The 25,694-nt window shown below is 51.8% G+C and carries 22 protein-coding genes; 11 read left to right on the forward strand and 11 right to left on the reverse strand.

Features of this window, described 5'->3' with window-relative positions; genetic code table 11:
• The first annotated feature begins 25 nt into the window (after positions 1-25).
• Both ftsZ and lpxC read left to right on the forward strand, forming a co-directional pair.
• Positions 26-1,180 (forward strand): cell division protein FtsZ, encoded by a 1,155-nt coding sequence (ftsZ, locus tag ACLBVC_RS09275; RefSeq protein WP_013577005.1) that lies wholly within the window; start codon positions 26-28, stop codon positions 1,178-1,180.
• 98 nt (positions 1,181-1,278) lie between these two features.
• Positions 1,279-2,196, forward strand: coding sequence for a UDP-3-O-acyl-N-acetylglucosamine deacetylase (gene lpxC / locus ACLBVC_RS09280; RefSeq protein WP_410149359.1), 918 nt, complete (start codon positions 1,279-1,281; stop codon positions 2,194-2,196).
• Positions 2,197-2,208: 12 nt separating this feature from the next.
• Here the strand turns inward: lpxC and ACLBVC_RS09285 are convergent, their stop codons facing one another.
• Positions 2,209-2,736, reverse strand: coding sequence for a DUF721 domain-containing protein (locus ACLBVC_RS09285; RefSeq protein WP_410149360.1), 528 nt, complete (start codon positions 2,734-2,736; stop codon positions 2,209-2,211).
• Between the two features lie 26 nt (positions 2,737-2,762).
• Here ACLBVC_RS09285 and secM point away from each other — a divergent pair, with 26 nt between their 5' ends.
• The 3 genes from secM to mutT all read left to right on the forward strand — a co-directional run bounded on the left by secM (position 2,763) and on the right by mutT (position 6,602).
• On the forward strand, positions 2,763-3,290 hold the full coding sequence (gene secM, locus ACLBVC_RS09290; RefSeq protein WP_410149361.1) for a secA translation cis-regulator SecM: 528 nt from the start codon (positions 2,763-2,765) through the stop codon (positions 3,288-3,290).
• A gap of 80 nt (positions 3,291-3,370) precedes the next feature.
• Positions 3,371-6,088 (forward strand): preprotein translocase subunit SecA, encoded by a 2,718-nt coding sequence (secA, locus tag ACLBVC_RS09295; RefSeq protein WP_410149362.1) that lies wholly within the window; start codon positions 3,371-3,373, stop codon positions 6,086-6,088.
• A 112-nt stretch (positions 6,089-6,200) separates the two neighbouring features.
• Positions 6,201-6,602 (forward strand): 8-oxo-dGTP diphosphatase MutT, encoded by a 402-nt coding sequence (gene mutT, locus ACLBVC_RS09300; protein ID WP_195813728.1) that lies wholly within the window; start codon positions 6,201-6,203, stop codon positions 6,600-6,602.
• An 80-nt stretch (positions 6,603-6,682) separates the two neighbouring features.
• On the opposite strand, the gene yacG is transcribed toward mutT, so the two are convergent.
• The 3 genes from yacG to coaE are packed head-to-tail and all read right to left on the reverse strand — an operon-like array spanning position 6,683 to position 8,270.
• On the reverse strand, positions 6,683-6,886 hold the full coding sequence (gene yacG / locus ACLBVC_RS09305; protein WP_152325120.1) for a DNA gyrase inhibitor YacG: 204 nt from the start codon (positions 6,884-6,886) through the stop codon (positions 6,683-6,685).
• Positions 6,887-6,895: 9 nt separating this feature from the next.
• The gene (gene zapD / locus ACLBVC_RS09310; protein WP_410149363.1) at positions 6,896-7,648 is read right to left on the reverse strand and encodes a cell division protein ZapD; all 753 of its coding nucleotides are present in this window, start codon (positions 7,646-7,648) and stop codon (positions 6,896-6,898) included.
• Positions 7,641-8,270 (reverse strand): dephospho-CoA kinase, encoded by a 630-nt coding sequence (gene coaE, locus ACLBVC_RS09315; RefSeq protein ID WP_410149364.1) that lies wholly within the window; start codon positions 8,268-8,270, stop codon positions 7,641-7,643. The genes zapD and coaE overlap by 8 nt, the downstream gene beginning before the upstream one ends.
• A gap of 241 nt (positions 8,271-8,511) precedes the next feature.
• On the opposite strand from coaE, the gene ACLBVC_RS09320 reads away from it, so the two are divergent.
• Positions 8,512-9,555 (forward strand): GMP reductase, encoded by a 1,044-nt coding sequence (locus ACLBVC_RS09320; RefSeq protein WP_410149365.1) that lies wholly within the window; start codon positions 8,512-8,514, stop codon positions 9,553-9,555.
• A 61-nt stretch (positions 9,556-9,616) separates the two neighbouring features.
• On the opposite strand, the gene hofC is transcribed toward ACLBVC_RS09320, so the two are convergent.
• The 4 genes from hofC to nadC form a co-directional block, all read right to left on the reverse strand.
• Entirely contained in the window at positions 9,617-10,837 is a 1,221-nt protein-coding gene (gene hofC / locus ACLBVC_RS09325) for a protein transport protein HofC (RefSeq protein ID WP_410149366.1), read from the reverse strand.
• On the reverse strand, positions 10,834-12,330 hold the full coding sequence (gspE, locus tag ACLBVC_RS09330) for a type II secretion system protein GspE (RefSeq protein ID WP_410149367.1): 1,497 nt from the start codon (positions 12,328-12,330) through the stop codon (positions 10,834-10,836). Before gspE ends, hofC begins: the two co-directional genes overlap by 4 nt.
• Positions 12,327-12,776 carry a prepilin peptidase-dependent pilin gene (gene ppdD, locus ACLBVC_RS09335; RefSeq protein ID WP_410149368.1) on the reverse strand — a complete coding sequence of 150 codons (450 nt, stop codon included), beginning with the start codon at positions 12,774-12,776 and terminating at the stop codon, positions 12,327-12,329. The genes gspE and ppdD overlap by 4 nt, the downstream gene beginning before the upstream one ends.
• Before the next feature lie 295 nt (positions 12,777-13,071).
• The gene (nadC, locus tag ACLBVC_RS09340; RefSeq protein WP_410149369.1) at positions 13,072-13,965 is read right to left on the reverse strand and encodes a carboxylating nicotinate-nucleotide diphosphorylase; all 894 of its coding nucleotides are present in this window, start codon (positions 13,963-13,965) and stop codon (positions 13,072-13,074) included.
• 94 nt (positions 13,966-14,059) lie between these two features.
• Here nadC and ampD point away from each other — a divergent pair, with 94 nt between their 5' ends.
• A complete protein-coding gene (ampD, locus tag ACLBVC_RS09345) occupies positions 14,060-14,632 on the forward strand; it encodes a 1,6-anhydro-N-acetylmuramyl-L-alanine amidase AmpD (protein WP_410149370.1) in 573 nt (190 codons plus the stop codon).
• A 54-nt stretch (positions 14,633-14,686) separates the two neighbouring features.
• Entirely contained in the window at positions 14,687-15,541 is an 855-nt protein-coding gene (gene ampE / locus ACLBVC_RS09350) for a beta-lactamase regulator AmpE (RefSeq protein WP_410149371.1), read from the forward strand.
• 90 nt (positions 15,542-15,631) lie between these two features.
• Here ampE and ACLBVC_RS09355 read toward each other — a convergent pair whose 3' ends face one another.
• The 3 genes from ACLBVC_RS09355 to aroP all read right to left on the reverse strand — a co-directional run bounded on the left by ACLBVC_RS09355 (position 15,632) and on the right by aroP (position 19,628).
• Positions 15,632-16,612, reverse strand: a complete 981-nt coding sequence (locus ACLBVC_RS09355; RefSeq protein WP_410149372.1) for a glycoside hydrolase family 43 protein — start codon at positions 16,610-16,612, stop codon at positions 15,632-15,634.
• Complete coding sequence (locus ACLBVC_RS09360) at positions 16,605-18,041, reverse strand: MFS transporter (RefSeq protein ID WP_410149373.1); 1,437 nt, start codon at positions 18,039-18,041, stop codon at positions 16,605-16,607. The genes ACLBVC_RS09355 and ACLBVC_RS09360 overlap by 8 nt, the downstream gene beginning before the upstream one ends.
• A 216-nt stretch (positions 18,042-18,257) precedes the next feature.
• Positions 18,258-19,628 (reverse strand): aromatic amino acid transporter AroP, encoded by a 1,371-nt coding sequence (aroP, locus tag ACLBVC_RS09365; RefSeq protein WP_410149374.1) that lies wholly within the window; start codon positions 19,626-19,628, stop codon positions 18,258-18,260.
• 429 nt (positions 19,629-20,057) lie between these two features.
• Here aroP and pdhR point away from each other — a divergent pair, with 429 nt between their 5' ends.
• From pdhR to aceF, 3 genes are all read left to right on the forward strand, one after another.
• Positions 20,058-20,828, forward strand: coding sequence for a pyruvate dehydrogenase complex transcriptional repressor PdhR (pdhR, locus tag ACLBVC_RS09370; RefSeq protein ID WP_013576986.1), 771 nt, complete (start codon positions 20,058-20,060; stop codon positions 20,826-20,828).
• Between the two features lie 164 nt (positions 20,829-20,992).
• Positions 20,993-23,656: a pyruvate dehydrogenase (acetyl-transferring), homodimeric type gene (aceE, locus tag ACLBVC_RS09375; protein WP_410149375.1), complete on the forward strand. Its 2,664-nt coding sequence runs from the start codon at positions 20,993-20,995 to the stop codon at positions 23,654-23,656.
• Positions 23,657-23,669: 13 nt separating this feature from the next.
• A complete protein-coding gene (aceF, locus tag ACLBVC_RS09380; RefSeq protein ID WP_410149376.1) occupies positions 23,670-25,559 on the forward strand; it encodes a pyruvate dehydrogenase complex dihydrolipoyllysine-residue acetyltransferase in 1,890 nt (629 codons plus the stop codon).
• Positions 25,560-25,694: the final 135 nt, after the last annotated feature.

The following is a 25,694-nucleotide window of genomic DNA, read 5'->3' on the forward strand; positions in this document are numbered from 1 at the left end:
GACAGGCACAAAACGGAGAGAAACTATGTTTGAACCTATGGAACTGACCAACGACGCGGTGATTAAAGTCATCGGCGTCGGCGGTGGCGGCGGTAATGCTGTCGAACACATGGTGCGTGAGCGCATCGAAGGTGTTGAATTCTTTGCCGTTAACACAGACGCACAGGCGTTGCGTAAAACGGCTGTAGGCCAGACAATTCAGATCGGTAGCGGTATTACCAAAGGTCTGGGTGCTGGTGCGAACCCTGAAGTGGGTCGTAATTCTGCAGAAGAAGACCGTGAAGCCCTGCGCGCTGCGCTTGAAGGTGCAGACATGGTCTTTATCGCTGCAGGAATGGGCGGCGGCACCGGTACCGGTGCAGCGCCAGTAGTCGCTGAAGTTGCAAAAGATTTGGGTATTCTGACCGTTGCCGTGGTGACTAAGCCTTTCAACTTTGAAGGCAAAAAGCGCATGGCATTCGCGGAGCAGGGTATCGCTGAACTGTCCAAGCATGTGGACTCCCTGATCACCATCCCGAACGACAAGCTGTTGAAAGTTCTGGGTCGCGGTATTTCTCTGCTGGACGCATTCGGTGCGGCCAACGACGTGCTGAAAGGCGCGGTGCAGGGTATCGCTGAGCTGATCACCCGTCCGGGTCTGATGAACGTCGACTTTGCTGACGTGCGCACCGTAATGTCCGAAATGGGTTATGCCATGATGGGGTCCGGCGTGGCATGTGGTGAAGACCGTGCTGAAGAAGCGGCTGAAATGGCGATCTCCAGCCCGTTGCTGGAAGACATCGACTTGTCTGGCGCGCGCGGCGTTCTGGTCAACATTACAGCGGGCTTCGACCTGCGTCTGGATGAATTCGAAACCGTGGGTAACACTATCCGTGCTTTCGCTTCTGACAACGCGACCGTGGTTATTGGTACTTCCCTTGACCCGGAAATGAATGACGAACTGCGTGTTACCGTGGTTGCGACCGGCATCGGCATGGACAAACGTCCTGAGATCACTTTGGTGACCAACAAGCCAGCCAGTCAGCCAGTGATGGATCACCGCTACCAGCAGCACGGAATGTCTCCGTTGCCGCAGGAAACCAAGCCAGCGGCTAAAGTGGTGAATGATCAAAGCGCGCAATCTAATAAAGAGCCCGACTATCTGGACATCCCGGCCTTCCTGCGTAAGCAGGCAGACTAGTCCGAATTGTAGGATCTCCGCTCTTTGTGCTAAACTGTCCCGCCGATCTTAAGGTAAGCTTAGGTCGGTTGGATAGATAACATTGCGAGATAAAAACGATGATCAAACAACGTACATTAAAACGTATCGTTCAGGCGACGGGCGTCGGTTTACATACCGGCAAGAAAGTCACCCTGACTCTGCGTCCTGCACCGGCAAATACCGGGGTCATCTATCGTCGCACTGACTTGAATCCCCCGGTTGATTTCCCGGCAGATGCAAAATCCGTGCGTGATACCATGCTCTGCACTTGTCTGGTTAATGAGCATGACGTACGCATTTCTACGGTAGAACACCTTAATGCGGCATTAGCTGGCCTGGGCATTGATAACATTGTTATCGAAGTCGATGCGCCTGAAGTGCCGATTATGGACGGTAGCGCCGCGCCTTTCGTCTATCTGTTGATGGACGCCGGGATCGAAGAACTGAGTAGCGCGAAGAAATTCCTGCGCATCAAAGAAACTGTGCGTGTTGAAGACGGTGATAAATGGGCAGAGTTTAAACCATTCAATGGTTTCTCTCTGGACTTCACCATCGACTTCAATCATCCGGCGATTGATTCCAGTTCTCAGCGCTACAAAATGAACTTCTCCGCAGAAGCATTCGTTCGCCAAATCAGCCGCGCACGTACTTTTGGTTTTATGCGTGATATCGAGTATCTGCAGTCACGTGGTTTGTGCCTGGGTGGCAGCTTCGATTGTGCGATTGTTGTGGATGATTACCGCGTGCTTAACGAAGATGGCCTGCGTTTTGAAGACGAATTTGTTCGTCACAAAATGCTTGATGCTATCGGTGACCTGTTCATGTGTGGGCATAACATCATTGGTGCGTTTACCGCATTCAAATCTGGCCACGCGTTGAACAACAAGTTATTGCAAGCGGTACTGGCTAAGCAGGAAGCCTGGGAATTAGTTACCTTCCAGGATGAAGCTGAAATGCCTGTGGCTTTTAAAGCACCTTCTACAGTATTGGCGTAATCGGTACTGATATCATGACTTATTACGACTGGTTGTTTTGGCACCCTCTCCGGCCAATTCAGCCAGTCGTTCTAATGCCTTTCTGAGCTTTTCCGGGCTACGGCTCGCAAGTCCCCGTAATTCTTCCGCACTTTGCGCACTCAAATGTCTGACCGGCATCGATTCAGATGCGATCGCTTTATTTTTAACCGCAATCTGCGACGCATTTTCCATTTTCGCCATGAGCGAAGGATTAATCCTGATGTCGATTGACGACAATGATGGTAGAATTTGCGCTCGAAGTGCAGAGAGTAATGCGGGTTGTTCATAGCGTAAGCGCATCATCCAGCTGGCATTAGCTATCTCGAGCACTAAAACTCCCTGTCGATAATTACCGACACGACACCATGGTTGCATGGGCACCGGTAACAGACCTTTCACTGCGCGGTTAAGTTTTAATAACGCCGCCGCACGCTGTTGAACAATGCGCAGCGGGCTTTGCTCTGTGGAAGAGGCGTCATCGAACAGGATATCTAATAATTGTGGGCGGCTATCGCGCATGATGGGCTCCGGCGGATTGTAAACTTGTGATTGGTATTCTAAATCGTTGGCGACAATTTGGCAGAAGGTATTTTTGGCCGCATCTCCTGTTGGGGATGGTCGCGGCGAGCCTTGGCGTGTCAACGAACCTCTCGCAAACGGAACTTCCTGCGGTTCCCAATACTTCCTCAAGTCTAAACCGACTTAACATCGGCAGTACAGGGCTGAGTAACCTCGCGTTGCTCCAGGCAAATCGCCGCCCGTCTTTCGGTGTCGATTACTGGCAGCAGCATGCACTGCGCACGGTCATCCGTCATCTTTCTTTTGCACTGGCACCTCAGGTCGTTTACACCGCAGTTCAGCCTGAAGCTGTTGCACAGGAAGCTGAACCTCTGCATGTACAGCAACTTGCGCTGCTGGTGACTCTGAATGCATTACTGACGCATGAATCCAAACCGCCTGTTATCATCCGTCACACGCAACAACCTTTCCTGAATTTCTCTTCATCGCATCAAACCGGCCTGTGGTTAGCACAGGTGCAAGGCATTCGTGCTGGCCCGGCCTTCCTGATTTAACAGACTGTAAATTTAAACTCTATTTATAAATCAATGAATTAGTGGCTACATTGAGTGGCCTCCAAGAGATATTAAGCATCATGTTAATCAAATTATTGACCAAAGTTTTTGGTAGCCGTAACGATCGTACACTGCGCCGCATGCGTAAAGTTGTGGACCTTATCGGTCGCATGGAACCTGAAATTCAAAAGCTGACCGACGAGCAACTGAGAGCTAAAACCGATGAGTTCCGTGAGCGTCTGGCAAAGGGCGAAGTCCTGGAGACTCTGATCCCGGAAGCCTTTGCAGTGGTTCGCGAATCCAGTAAACGTGTCTTCGGTATGCGTCACTTTGATGTCCAGTTACTCGGCGGCATGGTGCTCAACGAGCGTTGCATCGCGGAAATGCGTACCGGTGAAGGTAAAACCCTGACCGCAACGCTGCCGGCTTACCTGAACGCATTGAGCGGTAAAGGCGTTCACGTCGTAACCGTCAACGACTACTTAGCCCAGCGTGACGCCGAAAATAACCGTCCATTGTTTGAGTTCCTCGGTCTTAGCATCGGTATTAACCTGCCGGGCATGCCTTCTCCGGCTAAACGCGCTGCTTACGCTGCCGACATCACTTACGGTACAAATAACGAATACGGTTTTGACTACCTGCGCGACAACATGGCTTTCAGCCCTGAAGAACGCGTTCAGCGCAAACTGCACTACGCGCTGGTAGATGAAGTTGACTCCATCCTGATCGATGAAGCTCGTACTCCGCTGATCATTTCCGGTCCGGCAGAAGACAGCTCAGAGATGTACACCCGCGTGGACAAACTGATCCCTAAACTGATCCGTCAGGAAAAAGAAGATTCCGACACTTTCCAGGGGGAAGGCCACTTCTCCGTCGATGAGAAAGCACGTCAGGTTCATCTGACTGAGCGCGGTCTGGTTCTGATCGAAGAAATGCTGGTTGAAGCAGGCATTATGGAAGAGGGTGAATCTCTGTATTCACCGACCAACATTATGCTGATGCACCACGTCACCGCTGCGCTGCGCGCACACGTGCTGTTCACCCGCGATGTCGATTACATCGTGAAAGACGGTGAAGTTATCATCGTTGACGAACACACCGGTCGTACCATGCAGGGGCGCCGCTGGTCTGATGGTCTGCATCAGGCAGTGGAAGCGAAAGAAGGCGTTGATATTCAAAACGAAAACCAGACGCTGGCTTCAATTACTTTCCAGAACTACTTCCGTCTGTATGAAAAACTGGCCGGTATGACCGGTACTGCGGATACTGAAGCGTTCGAATTCAGCTCCATTTACAAACTGGATACCATCGTTGTGCCAACGAACCGCCCTATGGTGCGTAAAGATATGGCTGACCTGGTGTACATGACTGAAATGGAAAAGATTGGCGCGATTATCGAAGATATCCGTCAGTGTACTGCCAAAGGCCAGCCGGTTCTGGTGGGTACCATTTCGATTGAGAAATCTGAAGTCGTTTCCAACGAACTGACTAAAGCGGGCATCGCTCACAGCGTTCTGAACGCCAAGTTCCACGCCAAAGAAGCAGATATTGTCGCACAGGCAGGTCAGCCAAGCGCGGTAACCATCGCAACTAACATGGCTGGTCGTGGTACCGATATCGTGTTGGGCGGCAGCTGGCAGGTTGAAGTTGAAAACCTCGGCGAAGAAGTCACTGACGAGAAAATCGCAGAAATTAAAGCCGCATGGCAGATTCGCCACGATGCAGTTCTCGCTTCCGGTGGTCTGCACATTATCGGTACTGAGCGTCACGAATCACGCCGTATCGATAACCAGCTGCGTGGCCGTGCAGGTCGTCAGGGGGACGCCGGTTCATCACGCTTCTATCTGTCAATGGAAGATGCCCTGATGCGTATCTTTGCGTCTGACCGTGTGTCGGGCATGATGCGTAAACTGGGTATGAAACCGGGCGAAGCGATTGAGCACCCTTGGGTCACCAAAGCGATTGCCAATGCTCAGCGTAAAGTGGAAAGCCGCAACTTTGATATTCGTAAACAATTGCTGGAATACGATGATGTCGCCAGCGACCAGCGTCGTGCGATCTACAGCCAGCGTAACGAATTGCTGGACGTGTCTGATGTGAGCGAAACCATCGCCAGCATCCGTGAGGACGTGTTCAAAGCGACTATCGACAGCTACATTCCACCACAGTCTCTGGAAGAAATGTGGGATGTTCAGGGTCTTCAGGATCGCCTGAAACAAGATTTCGAGCTGGAAATGCCAATTGCAGAATGGCTGGATAAAGAGCCTGAATTGCATGAGGAAACCCTGCGCGAACGTATTATGGAAATCGCAAAAGAATCTTACGCCCGTAAAGAAGAAGTGGTTGGCGCAGAAATGATGCGTAACTTCGAGAAAGGCGTGATGCTGCAAACGCTTGATTCCCTGTGGAAAGAGCATCTGGCCGCGATGGACTATCTGCGTCAGGGCATTCATTTACGGGGTTATGCGCAGAAAGATCCTAAGCAGGAATACAAACGCGAATCCTTTGCCATGTTTGCCGCCATGCTGGAGTCACTGAAATATGAAGTGGTCAGCGTGCTGAGCAAAGTTCAGGTTCGTATGCCTGAAGAAATTGAAGCAATGGAAATCCAGCGCCGCGAAGAAGCCGAGCATCTGGCACGTCAGCAGCAGCTGAGCCATCAGGATCAGCAGGAAATTGAAGTGGCTGAGGCTGCGCGTCTTGCCGCATCCGGCGAGCGTAAAGTTGGCCGTAACGATCTCTGCCCATGTGGTTCTGGTAAAAAATACAAACAATGTCATGGCCGTCTGCAAAAGTAAGATATCAGGCTAAGTCATCGTGTTAATCTTAAAGGCGGCTAATCACCGCCTTTATTTTTGTCTAAAAATCCTTATTTAAGACAGTCATTATAGTCAGTCAATAGGTGGAAAAGTGACGCTTAAACAACTGAATATCGCAGCCGGTATTATCCGTAATTCCGGTAAAGAAATCTTTATTACTCAACGTGATGCATCTTCACACATGGCGGGATTCTGGGAATTTCCGGGTGGTAAAATAGAAGCGGGTGAAACGCCTGAGCAGGCCGTCATTCGTGAGTTGCAGGAAGAAGTGGGCATTGAGGCGAAAGCCCCTGTTTTGCTGAAAACGCTTGAGCACCGGTTCCCGGATCGCATTATCACGCTTTACTTCTTTCTGGTGGAAGATTGGCAGGGCGAGCCATATGGAAAAGAAGGGCAACCAAAGCGCTGGGTTAAACAGTCAGACCTGAAAGCGGAAGAATTTCCTCCCGCCAACGAGGCTGTTGTAAACGCCCTGAAAAACAACGAATTCTGATTTTCTGGGCATCAGAGCGCCCACAAAAAAGGGGCTACGCCCCTTTTTTAACATCTGCTAAATGCGGCATCTTACAGATGTCAGTGTGAAATTTCTTCTTCGCTCCAGTCATCCAGATCATTCACATCCCCTTTGCTCGGAATGCGTTTCTCTTCATCGGCCCACTCGCCGAGATCAATAAGCTGGCAGCGTTTGGAACAAAAAGGACGGTAAGGACTTTCTTCGCCCCAGACCACCGTCTTGTTACACGTCGGGCAATTTACTTCAATAATTTCGGGATCCATTTGCAACTCCTAGCAGCAGGCAAGTTCAAAACTCAGTCGTGCCGGAACCACGCCATGCTCGCTGTCCAGCGGTAAGAAGCGGATGGCATAACGGGTTTTGTGCCCGGAAACTTGCGGGTAAAGCTGGTTTTCCATCGAGAGGCGCAAGCGTAACAGATCTGCACCTTCTGCGTTATCCTGGAAAAAACCATTCAGGCTGATTTGGTTACGAAAAGCGCCGGACTGGCGGATCAAACCCAGTACCATCGTGAGTGAGTTGTTGAGCGGAGCCAGTGTTTCAAGCCAGTTCTGGACTTCGCTGTCACGCTGGGATTGTGCAAGATGCAGCCAGAGGTGAAGCGTTGGCAAATCGAAACTGCAACAACCACCCGGAATACTCTGACGTTGACGAACCAGTGCAATCAGACGATCTTCTTTGAGCGCCTGACCGATTCGCGGTGCTTTCATCAATACGGAAGCGCACTGTTTTAGTTCGGCACGCAATCCGTCAATTCGCGATGCATCGACACCCGGAACATCCTGCCATTGGGATAATTTTTGTTGCTGGCGTTCCAGCTCTTTCAGCAAATCAGTACGGACTTCTCCGCGCTCCAGCACGTCCAGTAAATCAGACGCGGTGCGGAAGAACAGCAGGGCCGAAGCCGCAGCAGTAATTTGTGCATTCGCATGCATCTGCTGTAACAGGAATTCGATACGCAACCAGGTACGCATTTTTTCATTCAGAGGATGTTCAAAAAGAACGGTTGCAGCTACATCAATCATGCTTGGCAATATCCTGTCTGTTTTCGCCCGCTGCCAGTTTCAGATAGCAGCGATGTAATTGGGCAACACGCGGTTCGATCGTTTGCGGATCGCCGCTGTTATCAATAATGTCATCCGCGCAGGCCAGGCGTTTTTCACGGCTCACCTGCGCGGCAATAATACTTTCAGCCTGGAGGCGGTCAACGCCGTCGCGCAACATGGTGCGGGAAAGCTGAATTTGTGGCTCGACGTCCACCACCAGAACGCGATCAGCCTGCGTTTGCAATCCGTTTTCAATCAATAACGGCACCACCCAAAGCACGTAAGGCGTATCAGCCTGCGCAATAAGGTTCTGTGTCCGGGCGTGAATAATAGGGTGTAATAATTTATTAACCCATTCTTTTTCAAGCGGATTACTAAAAATACGCTCCCGTAACGCCGGGCGATTCAGTGAGCCATCGGCAAGAATAATACTTTTGCCAAATCGTTTGCCCAGTTCTTCCAGCGCCTGCTCACCTGGCGCTACAACCTGGCGGGCAATAATATCTGCATCGACAATGCTTACGCCATGACGGCTGAAGCTTTCGGCAACGGTACTTTTGCCGCTTCCGATACCTCCGGTCAATGCAACGATATAGCTCATACTGGCGCTCTGATAAAATTAGTTAGGTAAATGATAAAGAGATTATGAGTAAGTGCAAGCCGCCTTCGACGTGGTTTTGATGCGAAGAATTATTCATCAGCGCAATCAAAAGTCTGTGATGTATGTTGTAAAAGCCATCTTGCCGTTGTCATTTTCCTGTGTATGATAAAACCACTGGAAAGGGTGTCTAAAATTTGTTGTACGCCCTAGCGATTCGTCGCCAAACCAGGACAAAGCCGTCATGCGTATTGAAGAAGATTTGAAGTTAGGTTTTAAAGACGTACTCATCCGCCCTAAGCGTTCTACCCTCAAAAGCCGTTCCGAAGTTGAACTGGAACGCACATTCACATTCAAACACTCTGGTATCAGCTGGTCAGGCACGCCGATTATTGCTGCCAATATGGACACAGTGGGTACATTCCGCATGGCGACGGTACTCGCGTCTTTTGGTTTGCTGACCGCGGTGCATAAGCATTACAGCATCGAACAATGGCAGGCTTTCATTACTTCCGCTGACGAGTCAGTATTACGGAATGTGATGGTGTCGACCGGGACGTCTGAAGCTGATTTTGTTAAAACACTGCAAATCCTGGCGCTTTCCCCGCTGCTGAAATTTGTTTGCCTTGACGTCGCTAACGGCTATTCCGAACATTTTGTCAGTTTCTTACAGCGCGTTCGTGAAGCCTGCCCGGACAAAGTCATTTGTGCTGGCAACGTGGTCACGGGCGAAATGGTTGAAGAGCTGATTCTCTCCGGCGCAGATATCGTTAAAGTCGGTATCGGCCCGGGTTCTGTCTGCACTACACGTGTGAAAACCGGTGTGGGCTATCCGCAACTTTCTGCTGTTATCGAATGTGCGGATGCTGCGCACGGTTTGGGCGGACAAATCGTCAGTGACGGCGGTTGCGCAGTCCCTGGTGATGTGGCGAAAGCGTTTGGCGGCGGCGCAGATTTCGTGATGCTTGGCGGTATGCTGGCAGCGCACGAAGAATGTGAAGGCACCGTCGTTGAAGAAAATGGCGAGAAATTCATGCTCTTCTACGGCATGAGCTCAGAGTCTGCCATGAAACGCCACGTTGGTGGTGTCGCCGAATACCGCGCTGCAGAAGGCAAAACAGTGAAACTGCCTTTGCGCGGTCCGGTCGAGAACACGGTACGCGACGTTCTTGGCGGCCTGCGCTCTGCCTGTACCTATGTCGGCGCAGAGCGTCTCAAAGAGCTGACCAAACGTACTACCTTTATCCGCGTAGCAGAACAGGAAAATCGCTTGTTCGGCAGTAATTAAGCCAGTAAAGCCAATTGCGGCGAAACGTGTTTTCGCCGCAATTATTTCCCCCGCACTATCGTCATTCCATTACTGATCCCAGCTGGAAAATGGGCAAGTACATCGCAATCACTAATCCGCCAACAATCACCCCCATCACTGCCATCAGTACCGGCTCAATCGTTTGAGATAAAGTATCAGCCAGCGAATTTGCCTTGTTATTGTGCAACTGCGCCAGCTTAAGCAACAGCTCATCGAGCGTTCCGGATTCCTCACCGATTTTAATCAGTTGCTGACATAACACAGGGAACAATGACGATTCCTGAAATGCTTTATGTAAGGGCGTCCCCTGCATAATTCTTTCGCGAATCACCTCGAGCGCAGCTTGAAAATGCAGGTTGGATGTCGACGCTGACGCGGCAGTCAGCCCGGAAATCAGCGTCATTCCGGCGCGTTGTGTCATCGCCAGCGTTTGAAAAACCTGACTGAGGCAACTGTCAGTGACCAGCCGAGACATCAGTGGTAATCGCAGAAGCAGTTTTTGTTCGCGCAGTTTCCAGCGAATATGCGGATGCAGTCTTTGCTGATAGCCAAAACAGCAAAACGATAAAATACCTGCCAGCCACGGGCCTATGCTGATCAGAACTTCGGATACGCCGATCAGCATGCGGGTAAACCAGGGTAACTGAGCATCAAATGTGGCATAAATTTTTGCAAACTCCGGCAGAACCAGCGTCAGCATTAACAGTGTGACGAGAGTGGCGATGAAACTGACGATCAGCGGATAGCGCAACGCTTTTCTCACCTTTGTTCTCAGTTCCGTCAGTTGTTCCTGCTGTGCCGACAGCTGCAAACAGCATTGGTCTAACTGACCAGTCAGCTCGCCCATAGAAACGAGTTGCCGGTAAATCGGCGGGAAAACGTCAGGGTATGCGCTCAGCATGGCCGATAACGGTTTGCCTTCTCTGACACCTTTCGCTACGTTTAGCAAAACGCAGCGCCATGCGGCTTTCGGGTGTTCGTTTGCCAGCAACGCCAGGCTACTGACCAGCGGCAATCCGGCCTGTAGCAGTATAGCGAGTTGCCTGACAACGGAAATACGCTCCTGGTTTTTCCAATAACCCGGCGTGAGGCGCCTGATCATTATGATCTTCAGTGGCTGTAAACCCGCAACGTAAAGTTGCTGATAAATGCTGTCTTTGTTTATCTCAATGGCGTCGCCTTGTTGAATGCTTCCCTGAGTATCAATAGCCTGCCAGTGAAAAAGCCGCCATTTTGGAGCGATCACTGGCGTTTCACTCATGCGCAATGACCTTCGCCGGTCACCCGATAAAGCTCTTCAAGTGAGGTGATACCTTGTTCAACCAGCAACATTCCCGCTTCCTGTAATGTCTTTTGCCCCTGTTCTCGGGCGATTTTACTCAGCTCGCTGACACTGGCATCGGCCACCAGTGCCTGCTGTAGGCGGGGAGTGATGTTCAGTATTTCGTAAATCCCCATCCTGCCGTAATAGCCGGAAAAGCATTGATTGCAGCCTGATGCCCGCCACATTGGCGCGGGCCCACTGTTCCCGTCCGGCCCGTTTACGACCAGGGACAAATGTGGCTTCCGGCAGTGTGGGCACAGTTTTCGCACCAACCTTTGGGCGATCACCAGCCGCAAACTGGCAGCGATATGGAAACCTTCAATGCCCATCTGCCGTAGCCGGGTCAGTGTTTCGCACGTTGAGTTGGTATGCAGCGTGGAAAGCACCAGATGTCCGGTCTGCGCGGCTTTAACGGCGATCTCGGCCGTTTCTCTATCGCGAATTTCGCCGACCATAATCACATCCGGATCCTGTCGCAACAATGCCCGCAGGACGCTGGCAAAACTGAGGTCCGTCTTGCTGTTGATCTGCGTTTGATTGATGCCGCTGACTGGGATTTCCACCGGATCCTCGACGCTGCTGATATTGCGTGAAATGGCGTTGAGATGACGCAATCCGCTGTAAAGCGTCACCGTTTTGCCGCTTCCTGTCGGGCCCGTTACGAGGATCAGTCCCTGCGGGTGTTTTAGCGCGGCTTTAAAGTATTCCAAATCGCGCAGCGTGAAGCCTAACTGAGACATCGCCAGATCCTGCTGTGTCATGTGCAGGATCCTCAGAACAATTTTTTCACCATGCAGGGTGGGCAGGGAAGAGACGCGCATGGAATAACGCTGATTTTGCAGGATGACGGAAAGCTGGCCGTCCTGCGGTAAGCGACGTTCGGCGACGTTAAGTTGCCCCATGATTTTCAACCGCGCGCAAACTCCGGCGGCCATTGAAAATTCAGGTCCGGGAATTTCTTGCAACACGCCGTCAATTCTCACCCGTACGCGGAAACTGTTTTCGTAGGGTTCAAAATGGATATCCGACGCCCTGCGGCTGATTGCCTGCCGCAAAATCTGGTTGAGGATATTCACCACTGGTGCATCGCTTTGGTCATTTAGCGCATTATCCTCAGCGCCTCCGGAAGACGAAGATTGTCCTCCGGCGGCAGGTTCCTGCTTCATTTGCGCCGGGCTGTTTCCTTTGTATTGTTCCATTCTGGCCTGCGGCCAGTGCTCTACCTGAACTTTCAATCCGCTGGCAAAGCGCAGCACGTTACTCAGCGTTTCTGTATCTGTCTCGGCTTCATGGCAGGCAATGCGCAGAGTCTGTTTATCGCGATGCACAATAATGGCTTTATAACGCTGACAAAGGGCGTCCAGCGAGGCGTCGCTGTGCTGCCTTTCTCTATCTGTTGGTGAAACAGGATTGTGCGGGGTATCGGTCATTTTGCGGCTCCCGTGGTATCAAAACGGAACACGCTTTCACAAGCTTCCACCATTGCGGCATTACCGGCGCTGGTGCAGGTGCGGTTCCAGATAATGCCGCCCGCCTGAGCATCCACGGACGGGATCATGACGACGCTTAGCCCGTTAAGGGCCTGCTGGCCGGTGAGTGAGATCACGCCTGCGGTGACCTGCGTTTTACTGACATAACGGCTGGTGGCGGCTGCCGGAATACCTTCGCTGCCTGCGTTGCAGCTGCTTAATGAGCCGGTATCAATGACGCACAATTCGACGCCGGTTTTATACGGCACCATAGTTTGCAGCATGTCGGTCATTGCGGCTTTCTGAATGTAAGTCTGGTAAGCGGGAATGCCGATGGCGCTCAGGATCGCAATAATCGCGATCACGACCATCAGTTCAATGAGGGTAAATCCTTGTTGCCGGTGCATGGCGTTCTCCATTTGTGAGGCTGCATGGTTGTTGCTCGGCAGCAAATTAAATGGGGAAGGAACTTTCTTCCAGCGTCTTTGGTGAGTTTTCCAGGATGCCTTCCATGCTCTTTTCCGGAGGCGACAAAAGCATCAAAACATTTGCGGCATGCCTCGCAGCGATGAAAGACAAATGAAAAAGAGTCTGGTAGTCAGAAGTGATGAGTGTGAGGGTAATGCGGCAAGATGAAATATACCGAAGGGAAGTCGTGCTACCCCTGAAATGGAATTCAGGGGTAGCAGCGTAGAAATGGGATCAGCTAAAACGCATCGAGAGATCCATTGCGCGGACATGCTTAGTCAGTGCGCCCACGGAAATATAATCCACACCTGTTTCCGCAAATTCACGCAGCGTTGCCTCAGTGACATTGCCGGAGACTTCAAGCAGCGCGCGGCCTGCGGTAAGTGCCACGCCTTCACGCATCATCGGGACGGTGAAGTTATCGAGCATGATAATGTCAGCACCGGCATCCAGTGCCTGCTGAAGTTCGTCGAGTGATTCTACTTCCACTTCAACAGGAACATCCGCGTGGATCCACAATGCGCGTTCAACGGCGGCTTTGATCGAGCCACAGGCAATAATGTGGTTTTCTTTAATAAGAAATGCATCGGCCAGGCCGAGACGGTGATTGCTTCCGCCACCGCACAGGACAGCGTATTTCAGCGCAGTACGCAGCCCGGGTAAGGTTTTACGCGTGTCCAGCAGCCGGGTTTTGGTGCCTTCGAGTAATTTCACGTGGTGATTTACTTCGGTTGCCACGCCCGAGAGCGTCTGGACGAAATTCAGTGCAGTACGTTCGCCGGTCAGCAACATGCGCGCAGAGCCGGTCAGTTCACACAATTTCTGATTTTCAGAAACGACATCGCCGTCTTTGACGTGCCATTTTACTGAGACGTTATCACCGGCGAGCTGGAGGAAGACTTCATCCAGCCAGCGTTGTCCGCAAAAAATACCGGCTTCGCGAGTGATTATCGTCGCATTAGCTTCTTTATCCTGCGGCAGAAGCTGTGCGGTTAAGTCATTGTCAGCGTTGGCCTCGCCCCCGAGGTCTTCGCCAAGCGCCTGAGTCACAATGGCAGGGATATCATGCTGAATACGTTCGAGTAACTGTGCGCGGCGACTTTCAGGGCTGTAGCTGCGTGTGGACATACAAATACTCCGAAATGGCGGATAAGAAGGACAAAAAAACATGCTACCCTGTTGCTGTGATAAGTACCACACAAGCACATCACTGAGGCCTTTGATGCACTTACAACATGGCTGGATTGCCGGAGCCCGGCAGGTCGCTTCCCCCCATTTTGATCTCCGTCCTGACGACGAGGTCCCTTCTTTGCTGGTGGTCCATAACATCAGCCTGCCACCCGGAAAGTTCGGCGGCCCTTATATTGATCAATTATTTACCGGTACGCTGGATCCGCAGGATGATCCTTACTTTGAAGGGATCCACCATCTGCGTGTGGCGGCACATTGCTTGATCCGCCGCGATGGTGAGATTGTTCAGTACGTTCCTTTTGATAAACGCGCCTGGCATGCCGGTGTTTCCGTCTGGAACGGGCGCGAACGTTGCAATGATTTTTCGATTGGTATTGAGCTGGAAGGTACCGATTTTGTGCCTTTCACTGACGCGCAGTATCGTAGTCTTGCCGACGTTACCGGCTTGTTAATTAAGCACTATCCAATTAGTCTGGATGCCATTACCGGGCACAGCGATATCGCGCCGGGGCGTAAAACCGATCCCGGTCCTGCGTTTGACTGGGCATTTTATCGCAAGCTGTTAGCATCGCCGGTAGGGCAAAATGAGTCTTCTGACCAGTGAGTGAAAAGGCCGCCGGTTTTTTGTTTTAAGAATGTGTAGAGAGAGTGATAGGCGATGACGTTATTTACTTTGCTGCTGGTGCTGGCCTGGGAACGGTTGTTTAAACTGGGTGAACACTGGCAGTTGGATCATCGGTTTGAGGTCATTTTCCGCCGCGGGCGGCAGACTTCTTTAGTCAAAACGCTGGCGATTATGATTGTCTGGATGGCGGTGATCTGGGCTATTTTGCGCGCCCTGCACGGGCTGTTTTTTGGCGTGCCGTCCCTCGTTATCTGGGTGATTTTGTGTCTGCTGTGCATCGGTGCAGGTATCAAGCGCAAACATTATCGCGCCTATTTGAAATCTGCCCGTCAGGGTGATGCGGACGCCTGTAAAGAGATGGCGGAAGAACTGGCGCTGATCCACGGTTTGCCGAGTGATTGCACGGAAGAAGCCCGTTTGAGAGAACTACAAAACGCGCTCTTGTGGATAAACTACCGTTATTATCTCGGGCCGTTGTTCTGGTTTGTGGTCTGCGGGCCTTACGGACCTGTTGCGTTGGGCGGATATGCCGTTCTAAGGGGTTATCAAACCTGGCTGGCGCGTCACATGACGCCACTCAAACGTTCACAATCTGGCGTCGACAGCCTGCTGCATGTTCTTGACTGGATCCCTGTTCGCCTTGCGGGTGCGGCATATGCGCTTCTCGGGCACGGCGAGAAAGCATTGCCCGCGTGGTTCGCTTCGCTCGGCGATATTCATTCTTCCCAGTATCAGGTGCTGACTCGGCTGGCGCAGTTCTCTCTGGCACGCGATCCGCATTTAGATCCTGTACAAACGCCTCGTGCCGCAGTAGGTCTGGCGCGCAAGGTCACCATGATAATTCTGGTTGTCGTTGCGGTACTGACGATTTACGGCACACTGATTTAAGATCTGAATTTCACGCCTGAATTTGGTTATGTAACCTGAATTTGGTTATGTAAAAAGCCCGGCAGATTTCTGTTGCCGGGCTTTTTGTTTTTATTGTTCAGTATTTTTCTGCAACGTCAGCAGCCGGTTATCGGGGCCGGGAACCCCAAAGTCTGGCAGCCCGTTTTCACCCCAGACGAAGGTTTTAATCCGCGTATGGCGGTTCGGGTCGTAGAGCGGGTCACCCTCAATTTCAGTGTAATTTCGGGCATGGTAAACCAGCACGTCTTCGCCCTGTTCGTTGCGCGTAAAGCTGTTGTGACCGGGACCAAACTGCCTGTTCTGCTTATGTGTGGTGAATACCGGTCGAGGCGACTTATGCCATGCAGTTGCGTCGAGCAGATTGCTGCCGGTATCTGCCGAGAGCAGCCCGATACAGTAATTTTCATCGGTCGCGCTGGCGGAATAAGTAATGAAGATTTTATCGCCGTGCTTAATCACTGCCGGACCTTCATTTACCCAAAATCCTATAATTTCCCAGTTCAATTCCGGTTTGCTGAGCATGACGGGCGGTGATTTCAGCGTCCACGGATTTTCCATTTCGGCGATGTACAAATTAGAGTTACCCCGAATCACCGGGTCTTTTTGCGCCCACAGATAATAGCTTTTCCCCTGATGTTCAAAGTGCGTTGCATCGAGCGAGAAGCTGTCGATTGGCGTCTGGATCCGGCCTTTTTCTCTCCATTTCCCTGTCAGCGGATCGGTATCCTCGCACACCAGCGCATACATGCGGTGCTGGAATAAGCCATCAACAATGTCCTGCGAAGGTGCAGCGGCGTAGTAAATAACCCATTTTCCATTGATGAAATGCAATTCGGGTGCCCAGATCAGCGCGCTCATCGGGCCGGTATCGGGTTTATGCCAGACAATGTTAGCAGGCGCGTCGGCCAGCCCCGTCAGCGTTGCTGAGCGCCGGATTTCGAGCCGGTCATATTCCGGAACCGAAGCAATAAAGTAATAGTGACCGTCGTTGTGCAGCCAGATGTGCGGATCCGCGCGCTGTTCGATCAGCGGATTCGGGTAATTACTCATGTTTCAGCTCCTTGCTGTGAAGGGGCGCAGTGGCAAGTTCCTGCGCCTGTTTTTCATCATGATATTCATTGAGTTCGCGGTAGTTGCGGCGGCGAATTTCCAGATCTGCCTGGATCGTCCGCATGGTTTCGCGATCCACTTTCAGCAGGCGTACAACTCCAGCCGTAATGAGATAACCTATGCCGGGAATGACGGTAAACAGCAGCATAATCCCGTTGATGGCGTGGTCACTTTGTTGCGCCGCGCCGGCGTTGTAGCCATAAGCGGAGAGCAGGAATCCGACCATCGCACCCGCCACGGCCAGGCCACATTTCAGGAAGAACAGGTTGCCGGAGAAGCTGATCCCGGTGACGCGTTTACCGGTTTTCCATTCTCCGTAATCATCCACGTCGGCCATCAGCGACCAGTGCAGCGGCGAAGGGAGCTGATGCATGATGTTCAGAATAAAGTAAGCCACCAGAATCAGCGTCGTGGCGTGCGGGTCGAGGAAATAAAAACCGCAGGAGAAAATGGTCAGGATGATATTGGCCCAGAAGAAGACTTTCAGTTTGCAGTATTTGTCCGTCAGCGGTTTCGCCAGCGCACTGCCAATCATCATGCCAACCACTCCAAGGCTGATAAACATACTGGCGAATGACGTCGATTTTTCCATCACCCACGTGACGTAATACATAGTGGCCGCCATGCGGATGAAGCCGGGGCAGACGTTGCAAAAAGTCAGCAGCAGAATGCGAACCCATTGGTCGTTTTTCCATACGTCTTTCAGGTCAGATTTTAAGGCGTGTTTGGACGGCACGGCAGGCTGGATACGTTCTTTCACAGAACTGAAACAGAACAGGAACATAAATAACGCGATGATCGCCATAACGCCCATCGACATCTGATAGCCCTTGGCTTTGTCCGCGCCACCGAAAAAATCGGCCATGGGCAGCAGGGTGGAAGATAAAATCAATGTCGCAATACCGACCATAAAGAAGCGGTAAGACTGGCAAGCGACGCGTTCATGCGGGTCAGCGGTAATCACGCCGCCGAGCGAGCAGTACGGAATATTTATGGCGGTATAGGTTAGCGACATCAGGAAATAGGTAATGAAAGCATAGATAACTTTGCTGTTGTAGCTCCATTCGGGCGTGGTGAACATCAGTACGCTGAACAGAACGTAGGGCACCGATACCCATAACAAATAGGGGCGGAAACGGCCCCAGCGGGTGGTGGTTCGGTCAGCAATTGCCCCCATTATCGGGTCAGTGACGGCGTCAATGACCCGCACCGACAGCAGCAATACGCCGACCAGCGCCGGGGCGAGGCCGAAAACGTCGGTATAGAAATAATTGAGAAACAGCATGATGGCACCGCCAATCATATTGCAGCCCGCATCTCCCATTCCGTACGCTACTTTCTCTTTGAACGACAGCGCGCCTTCCTTCATGGATATTCTCCGGCTATTGGTTAAAAAGGTAAGTTTTTAAAACTGTTTGATAGCGTTGAGTATTGGCTGGTGAGGCGAAGAGGAGTCAGGAGGTAAGAGTCGTGAAGATGGACGATTTGGTCATGTCGGACAAACTGTGACGCATATAACAAAGCGCCCCGGTAAGTGAAACTTAGCCGGGGCGCTTTACGTTTTTAACAATGATAAACCGGGGTCTTACGCGTTAACCGATTTGCCACTTTGTTGATTTTTAATCCAGTAGCCAACGCCCAGGATCACCAGCCAGACCGGGATCAGCCAGACGGAAATCGCCATGCCCGGCGTGATAGCCATAATCACCAGAATTGCGGCCATGAACAGCAGGCAGATGTAGTTACCCAGCGGATAAAGCAGCGCTTTAAACTTGGTTTCCACACCCTCACGACGTTTTGCCTGACGGAATTTGATATGTGCAAGGCTGATCATCGCCCAGTTGATCACCAGAGCAGAAACCACCAGCGCCATCAGCAGACCGAAAGCTTCACCCGGCATCAGGTAGTTAATCAGTACACAAAGTGCAGTGGTCACGGCAGACACGAGGATTGATGCCACCGGAACGCCGCGCTTGTCGACATTAAGCAAGGCTTTTGGCGCGTTGCCTTGCTGAGCCAGACCAAACAGCATGCGGCTGTTGCAGTAAACGCAGCTGTTATAGACCGACAATGCAGCCGTCAGGATCACGACGTTCAGCGCGTTGGCGACCAGCGCATCACCCAGATCGTGGAAAATCAGGACAAACGGGCTGGTATCCGGCCCGACGCGGGTCCATGGCATCAGGGAAAGCAGAACCGCCAGTGAGCCCACATAGAAAATCAGGATGCGATAGATAACCTGGTTGGTTGCTTTCGGAATGCTGACTTCAGGATTATCTGCTTCTGCCGCGGTAATACCGACCAGCTCAAGACCGCCGAACGAGAACATGATGATTGCCATCATCATCACCAGCCCTGTCATGCCGTGGGGCAGGAAACCGCCTTGCTCCCACAGGTTACGGACTGTCGCTTGCGGGCCTGCGGTGTCGCTAAACAGTAACCAGCCGCCGAACAGAATCATGGCCACAACGGCAACCACTTTAATGATGGCAAACCAGAATTCCATTTCCCCGAATACTTTGACATTGGTCAGGTTGATGGCGTTAATCACCACGAAGAAGACCGCCGCTGAAGCCCAGGTCGGGATCTCCGGCCACCAGAACTGAATGTATTTACCGACTGCCGTCAGTTCGGCCATCGCGACCAGAACGTAAAGCACCCAGTAGTTCCAGCCGGAAGCAAAACCGGCAAATCCGCCCCAATATTTATAGGCAAAATGGCTGAATGACCCGGCAACCGGCTCTTCAACAACCATTTCGCCTAACTGGCGCATAATTAAAAACGCAATAAAACCAGCGATTGCGTAGCCGAGAATAATCCCCGGGCCCGCAGACTGGATGACGGAGGCGCTGCCCAGAAACAGACCTGTCCCGACAGCCCCACCCAGCGCGATCAACTGAATATGACGGTTTTTCAGGCCGCGCTTCAGCTCATCGCCTTGTTGTTGATCAACCATTTACCTGTCCTCTGTCATTGGGGCAAAACCCATAACATTCTGCGTGTTAGAAAGAATGTAAGGCGATAATTACACTTTTTGTATTTAATTATTTACGGCTGGATTGTGCCTAAAAAGCAGCATCATCTACCGTTCGGGCAAGAATAGTGTTATGCGCAAAAGTTTGCACGGGGTTTATGCACCGTCTGCATAACAAATAGCCAAATTGACTGGAAATTTGTTCAGGATCTAAAAAATGTGATCTGACGCAGAGAAAAATCGAGAGATGATAAGAATTTGTTAAATTGTGCGAGGGCGACGCATTTACTGGGTCACCATATGGACACAAGGTGAATACTTTGTTACTTTACGGCCACGTTTTTTAAATTGGTATTACCAATTGACTCCGGCAACTTACAGAGTCGCTACTCGCAGAGAACAACACATATTATGGCTTACAGCAAAATCAGACAGCCTAAGTTATCCGATGTGATCGAGCAGCAACTTGAGTTCCTGATCCTCGAAGGCACCTTGAGACCCGGGGAAAAGCTTCCGCCAGAGCGCGAACTGGCCAAACAGTTTGATGTTTCGCGACCTTCTCTCAGAGAGGCTATCCAAAGCCTGGAAGGGAAGGGACTGCTCCTGCGCCGCCAGGGTGGTGGTACTTTCGTCCAAAGTAATCTGTGGCAAAGCGTGAGTGATCCGCTGGCTGAGTTACTGGCCGACCATCCTGAATCACAATTCGATCTCCTTGAAACACGACATGCCCTTGAAGGGATCGCTGCGTATTACGCGGCGCTTCGTGGCACAGAGGAAGATTTGCAGCGCATTCGCGATTGTCACGTGGTCATTCAGACTGCACAGGACAGCGGGGATCTGGACGCAGAAGCCGATGCGGTTATGCAGTATCAGGTCGCTGTAACAGAAGCAGCGCATAATGTTGTGCTGTTGCATCTGGTTCGTTGTATGGGACCGATGCTCGAGAAGAACGTTCGACAGAACTTTGAATTGCTTTACTCACGCCGGGAAATGCTGGCCACGGTAAGCAACCACCGCGCCAGTATTTTCGAGGCGATTGTTGCACGGGAACCAGAAATAGCGCGTGCCGCATCTCACCGTCACCTGGCGTTCATTGAAGAAGTTTTGCTGGATCTCAGCAGGGAACACACCCGGCGGGATCGGTCTTTACGACGGCTCCAGCAACGAAAAGATGAAAGTTAACCTTCGGGGTTAATTTTAAGAGCCTTCATTTGAGGGCTCACGGCAACTACATGACGGGCCTGTCTTCGTGCGTTTTGTTCAGTATGAAGAGCTTTTGAAGCAAGAGCGCAGGAAGACAGGCTCCAGATAAACCAACGTATAAGATACAGATAAGGAAAAGCACCATGTCAGAACGTGTAAATAATGACGTGGATCCGATCGAAACTCGCGACTGGCTACAAGCGATCGAATCGGTCATCCGTGAAGAAGGTGTTGAGCGTGCGCAGTTCCTGATCGATCAGGTTCTGAGTGAAGCGCGTAAGGGCGGCGTCAGCGTCGCTGCTGGTGCTGCCAGCCGTAACTACGTCAATACCATCGCTGTTGAAGACGAACCGCAATACCCGGGTAACCTGGAGCTGGAACGTAATATTCGTACCGCAATCCGCTGGAACGCCATCATGACCGTTCTGCGCGCTTCCAAGAAAGACCTGGAACTGGGCGGCCACATGGCTTCCTTCCAGTCTTCTGCGACCGTGTACGAAGTGTGTTTCAACCACTTCTTCCGCGCACGTAACGAGAACGACGGCGGCGATCTGGTGTACTTCCAGGGCCACATCTCTCCGGGCGTGTACGCGCGTGCTTTCCTTGAAGGCCGCCTGACCGAAGACCAGATGAACAATTTCCGTCAGGAAGTTCACGGTAAAGGTCTGTCTTCTTATCCGCACCCTAAACTGATGCCTGAATTCTGGCAGTTCCCGACCGTTTCCATGGGTCTGGGCCCGATCGGTGCAATCTATCAGGCTAAATTCCTGAAGTACCTGGAACACCGCGGTCTGAAAGACACCTCCGCGCAGCGTGTTTACGCGTTCCTGGGCGACGGTGAAATGGACGAACCAGAATCCAAAGGTGCGATCACCATCGCGACCCGTGAGAAACTGGACAACCTGTGCTTCATCATCAACTGTAACTTGCAGCGTCTTGATGGCCCGGTAACCGGCAACGGCAAAATCATCAACGAACTGGACGGCATCTTTGCAGGCGCTGGCTGGAACGTGATCAAAGTGATTTGGGGCGATCGTTGGGATGCTCTGCTGCGTAAAGATACCAGCGGCAAACTGATCCAGCTGATGAACGAAACTGTGGACGGCGACTACCAGACCTTCAAGTCCCGCGACGGCAAATACGTTCGTGAACACTTCTTCGGTAAATACCCGGAAACTGCGGCACTGGTCAAAGACATGACCGACGACGAGATCTGGGCATTGAACCGCGGTGGTCATGATCCTAAGAAAGTCTTTGCTGCACTGAACAAAGCGGCAAATACCAAAGGCCAGCCTACCGTGATCCTTGCGCATACCATCAAAGGTTATGGCATGGGTGATGCGGCCGAAGGTAAAAACATAGCTCACCAGGTGAAGAAAATGAACATGGATGGCGTGCGCTATATCCGTGATCGTTTCAGCGTGCCGGTTTCCGATGAAAATCTGGAAAAACTGCCGTACATCACTCTGGAAAAAGACTCTGCAGAATACAAATACCTGCATGAGCGTCGTGCTGCGCTGAAAGGCTATCTGCCGACGCGTCTGCCTAACTTCACTCAGAAGCTGGAAATGCCTGCGTTGTCTGATTTCGCTCAACTGCTGGAAGAGCAGAAGAAAGAAATCTCCACAACCATCGCTTTCGTTCGTGCCCTGAACGTGATGCTGAAAAACGACTCCATTAAAGACCGTCTGGTCCCGATCATCGCCGATGAAGCGCGTACATTCGGTATGGAAGGCCTGTTCCGTCAGATTGGTATTTACAGCCCGAACGGCCAGCAGTACACCCCGCAGGACCGTGAGCAGGTTGCTTACTATAAAGAAGACGAGAAAGGTCAGATCCTGCAGGAAGGTATCAACGAATTGGGTGCCGCGTCTTCATGGCTGGCTGCAGCGACTTCTTACAGCACCAATGATCTGCCAATGATCCCGTTCTACATCTACTACTCCATGTTTGGTTTCCAGCGTATCGGCGACCTGTGCTGGGCAGCGGGTGACCAACAGGCACGTGGCTTCCTGATCGGCGGTACTTCAGGTCGTACGACCCTGAACGGTGAAGGTTTGCAGCACGAAGATGGTCACAGCCATATTCAGTCTCTGACTATCCCTAACTGTATTTCTTACGACCCGTCTTACGCGTACGAAGTGGCTGTCATCATGCATGACGGTCTGGTTCGTATGTACGGCGACGCGCAGGAAAACGTTTATTACTACATCACTACGCTGAACGAAAACTACCACATGCCAGCAATGCCGGAAGGCGTTGAAGAAGGCATCCGTAAGGGTATCTACAAGTTAGAAACTCTGGAAGGTAGCAAAGGTAAAGTACAGCTTCTGGGCTCCGGTTCTATCCTGCGTCACGTTCGTGAAGCGGCTGAAATCCTGTCCAAAGACTACGGCGTAGGCTCTGACGTTTACAGCGTAACTTCCTTCACCGAACTGGCCCGTGACGGTCAGGACTGTGAGCGCTGGAACATGCTGCACCCAACTGAAACTCCACGCGTTCCGTACATCGCTCAGGTGATGACCGGCGCGCCAGCGGTTGCGTCTACTGACTACATGAAACTGTTTGCTGAACAGGTTCGTACTTACGTTCCGGCCAGCGATTATCGCGTTCTGGGTACGGATGGCTTCGGTCGTTCAGACAGCCGCGAAAACCTGCGTCACCACTTCGAAGTTGATGCTTCCTATGTTGTGGTTGCTGCGCTGGGTGAATTGGCTAAACGCGGCGAAATCGAAACATCTGTAGTGGCTGAAGCCATTAAGAAATTCGATATCAATCCAGAAAAAGTTAACCCGCGTCTGGCATAAGAGGTAAAGACAGATGGCTATTGAAATTAACGTACCGGACATCGGTGCAGATGCAGTGGAAGTCACCGAAATCATGGTGAAGGTGGGCGATAAAGTCGAAGTTGAACAATCGCTGATCACCGTTGAAGGCGATAAAGCTTCTATGGAAGTGCCTTCTCCACAAGCAGGCGTGGTCAAAGAGATTAAAGTTGCGGTCGGCGATACCGTCGAAACCGGCAAACTGATCATGATCTTCGAAGCCGCTGATGGTGCTGCTGATGCAGCACCTGCGAAACAGGAAGCAAAAGCAGAAGACAAACCTGCTGCTGCCGCACCTGCTTCCAGCGAAAGCAAAGAAGTGAACGTGCCAGATATCGGCGGCGACGAAGTTGAAGTCACCGAAATCATGGTCAAAGTGGGCGACACCGTGACAGCTGAACAATCGCTGATCACCGTAGAAGGCGATAAAGCTTCTATGGAAGTCCCTGCTCCGTTCGCGGGCAAAGTCAAAGAAATCAAAATCGCTGCGGGCGACAAAGTCAGCACCGGTTCTCTGATCATGGTCTTCGAAGTTGCAGGCTCAGGTGCAGCAGCACCGGCAGCGGCAGAAGCCAAATCAGAAGCGGCTCCGGCTGCTGCTGCACAAACCGGCAGCAAAGAAGTGAACGTGCCAGATATCGGCGGCGACGAAGTTGAAGTCACTGAAATCATGGTTAAAGTGGGCGACAAAATCAGTGCGGAACAATCACTGATCACCGTTGAAGGCGACAAAGCTTCAATGGAAGTTCCGGCTCCGTTCGCGGGTACCGTGAAAGAAATCAAAATCGCTGCGGGCGACAAAGTCAGCACCGGCTCTCTGATCATGGTCTTCGAAGTTGAAGGCGCTGCGCCTGCTCCGGCGGCGAAGAAAGAAGAAGCTGCTGCCCCTGCGAAACAAGAACAAAAAGCTACTGCACCTGCTGCTCCGGCCGCAAGCAAAGGCGAATTCGCTGAGAACGACGCTTACGTTCACGCCACGCCGGTTATCCGTCGTCTGGCCCGTGAATTCGGCGTTAATCTGGCGAAAGTGAAAGGGACAGGCCGTAAAGGTCGCATCCTGCGCGAAGACGTTCAGACTTATGTGAAAGACGCGGTCAAACGTGCTGAAGCCGCTCCGGCTGCTGCCACTGGCGGCGGTATTCCGGGCATGCTGCCTTGGCCGAAAGTTGATTTCAGCAAGTTCGGCGAAATCGAAGAAGTGGAACTGGGCCGTATCCAGAAAATCTCCGGTGCCAACCTGAGCCGTAACTGGGTGATGATCCCGCACGTTACACACTTCGACAAAACCGATATCACTGAGCTGGAAGCGTTCCGTAAACAGCAAAATGACGAAGCAGCGAAGCGCAAACTGGATGTGAAATTCACGCCAGTGGTCTTCATCATGAAAGCCGTTGCGGCTGCTCTTGAGCAGATGCCACGTTTCAACAGTTCTCTGTCCGAAGATGGCCAGAAACTGACGCTGAAAAAATACATCAACGTCGGTGTCGCGGTTGATACGCCTAACGGCCTGGTTGTTCCAGTCTTCAAAGACGTGAACAAGAAAGGTATCGCTGAGCTGTCCCGTGAACTGATGGCTATCTCCAAGAAAGCGCGTGACGGTAAGCTGACTGCTGCTGAAATGCAGGGCGGTTGCTTCACTATCTCCAGCCTTGGCGGTATCGGGACGACCCATTTCGCGCCAATCGTTAATGCGCCTGAAGTGGCTATCCTGGGTGTTTCCAAGTCTGCGATGGAACCGGTCTGGAACGGTAAAGAATTCGTTCCGCGTCTGATGATGCCAATGTCGCTCTCCTTCGACCACCGTGTAATCGACGGTGCGGATGGTGCGCGCTTCATTACCATCATCAACAATGTACTGTCTGACATTCGCCGCCTGGTGATGTAAGCCAAAAAGCCGGCCAAACGGCCGGCTTTTTTCTGGTAATCTCTTTCTGCCGTCAGAGATTATCAGGTGGAAAACGTAAATCGTATGCCGTTTGTTGTTTCAAATATGTTAACAATTTTGTAAACTGCGGGCGGA

This window comes from Rahnella selenatireducens (assembly GCF_046449555.1).
Taxonomy (GTDB): domain Bacteria; phylum Pseudomonadota; class Gammaproteobacteria; order Enterobacterales; family Enterobacteriaceae; genus Rahnella; species Rahnella selenatireducens.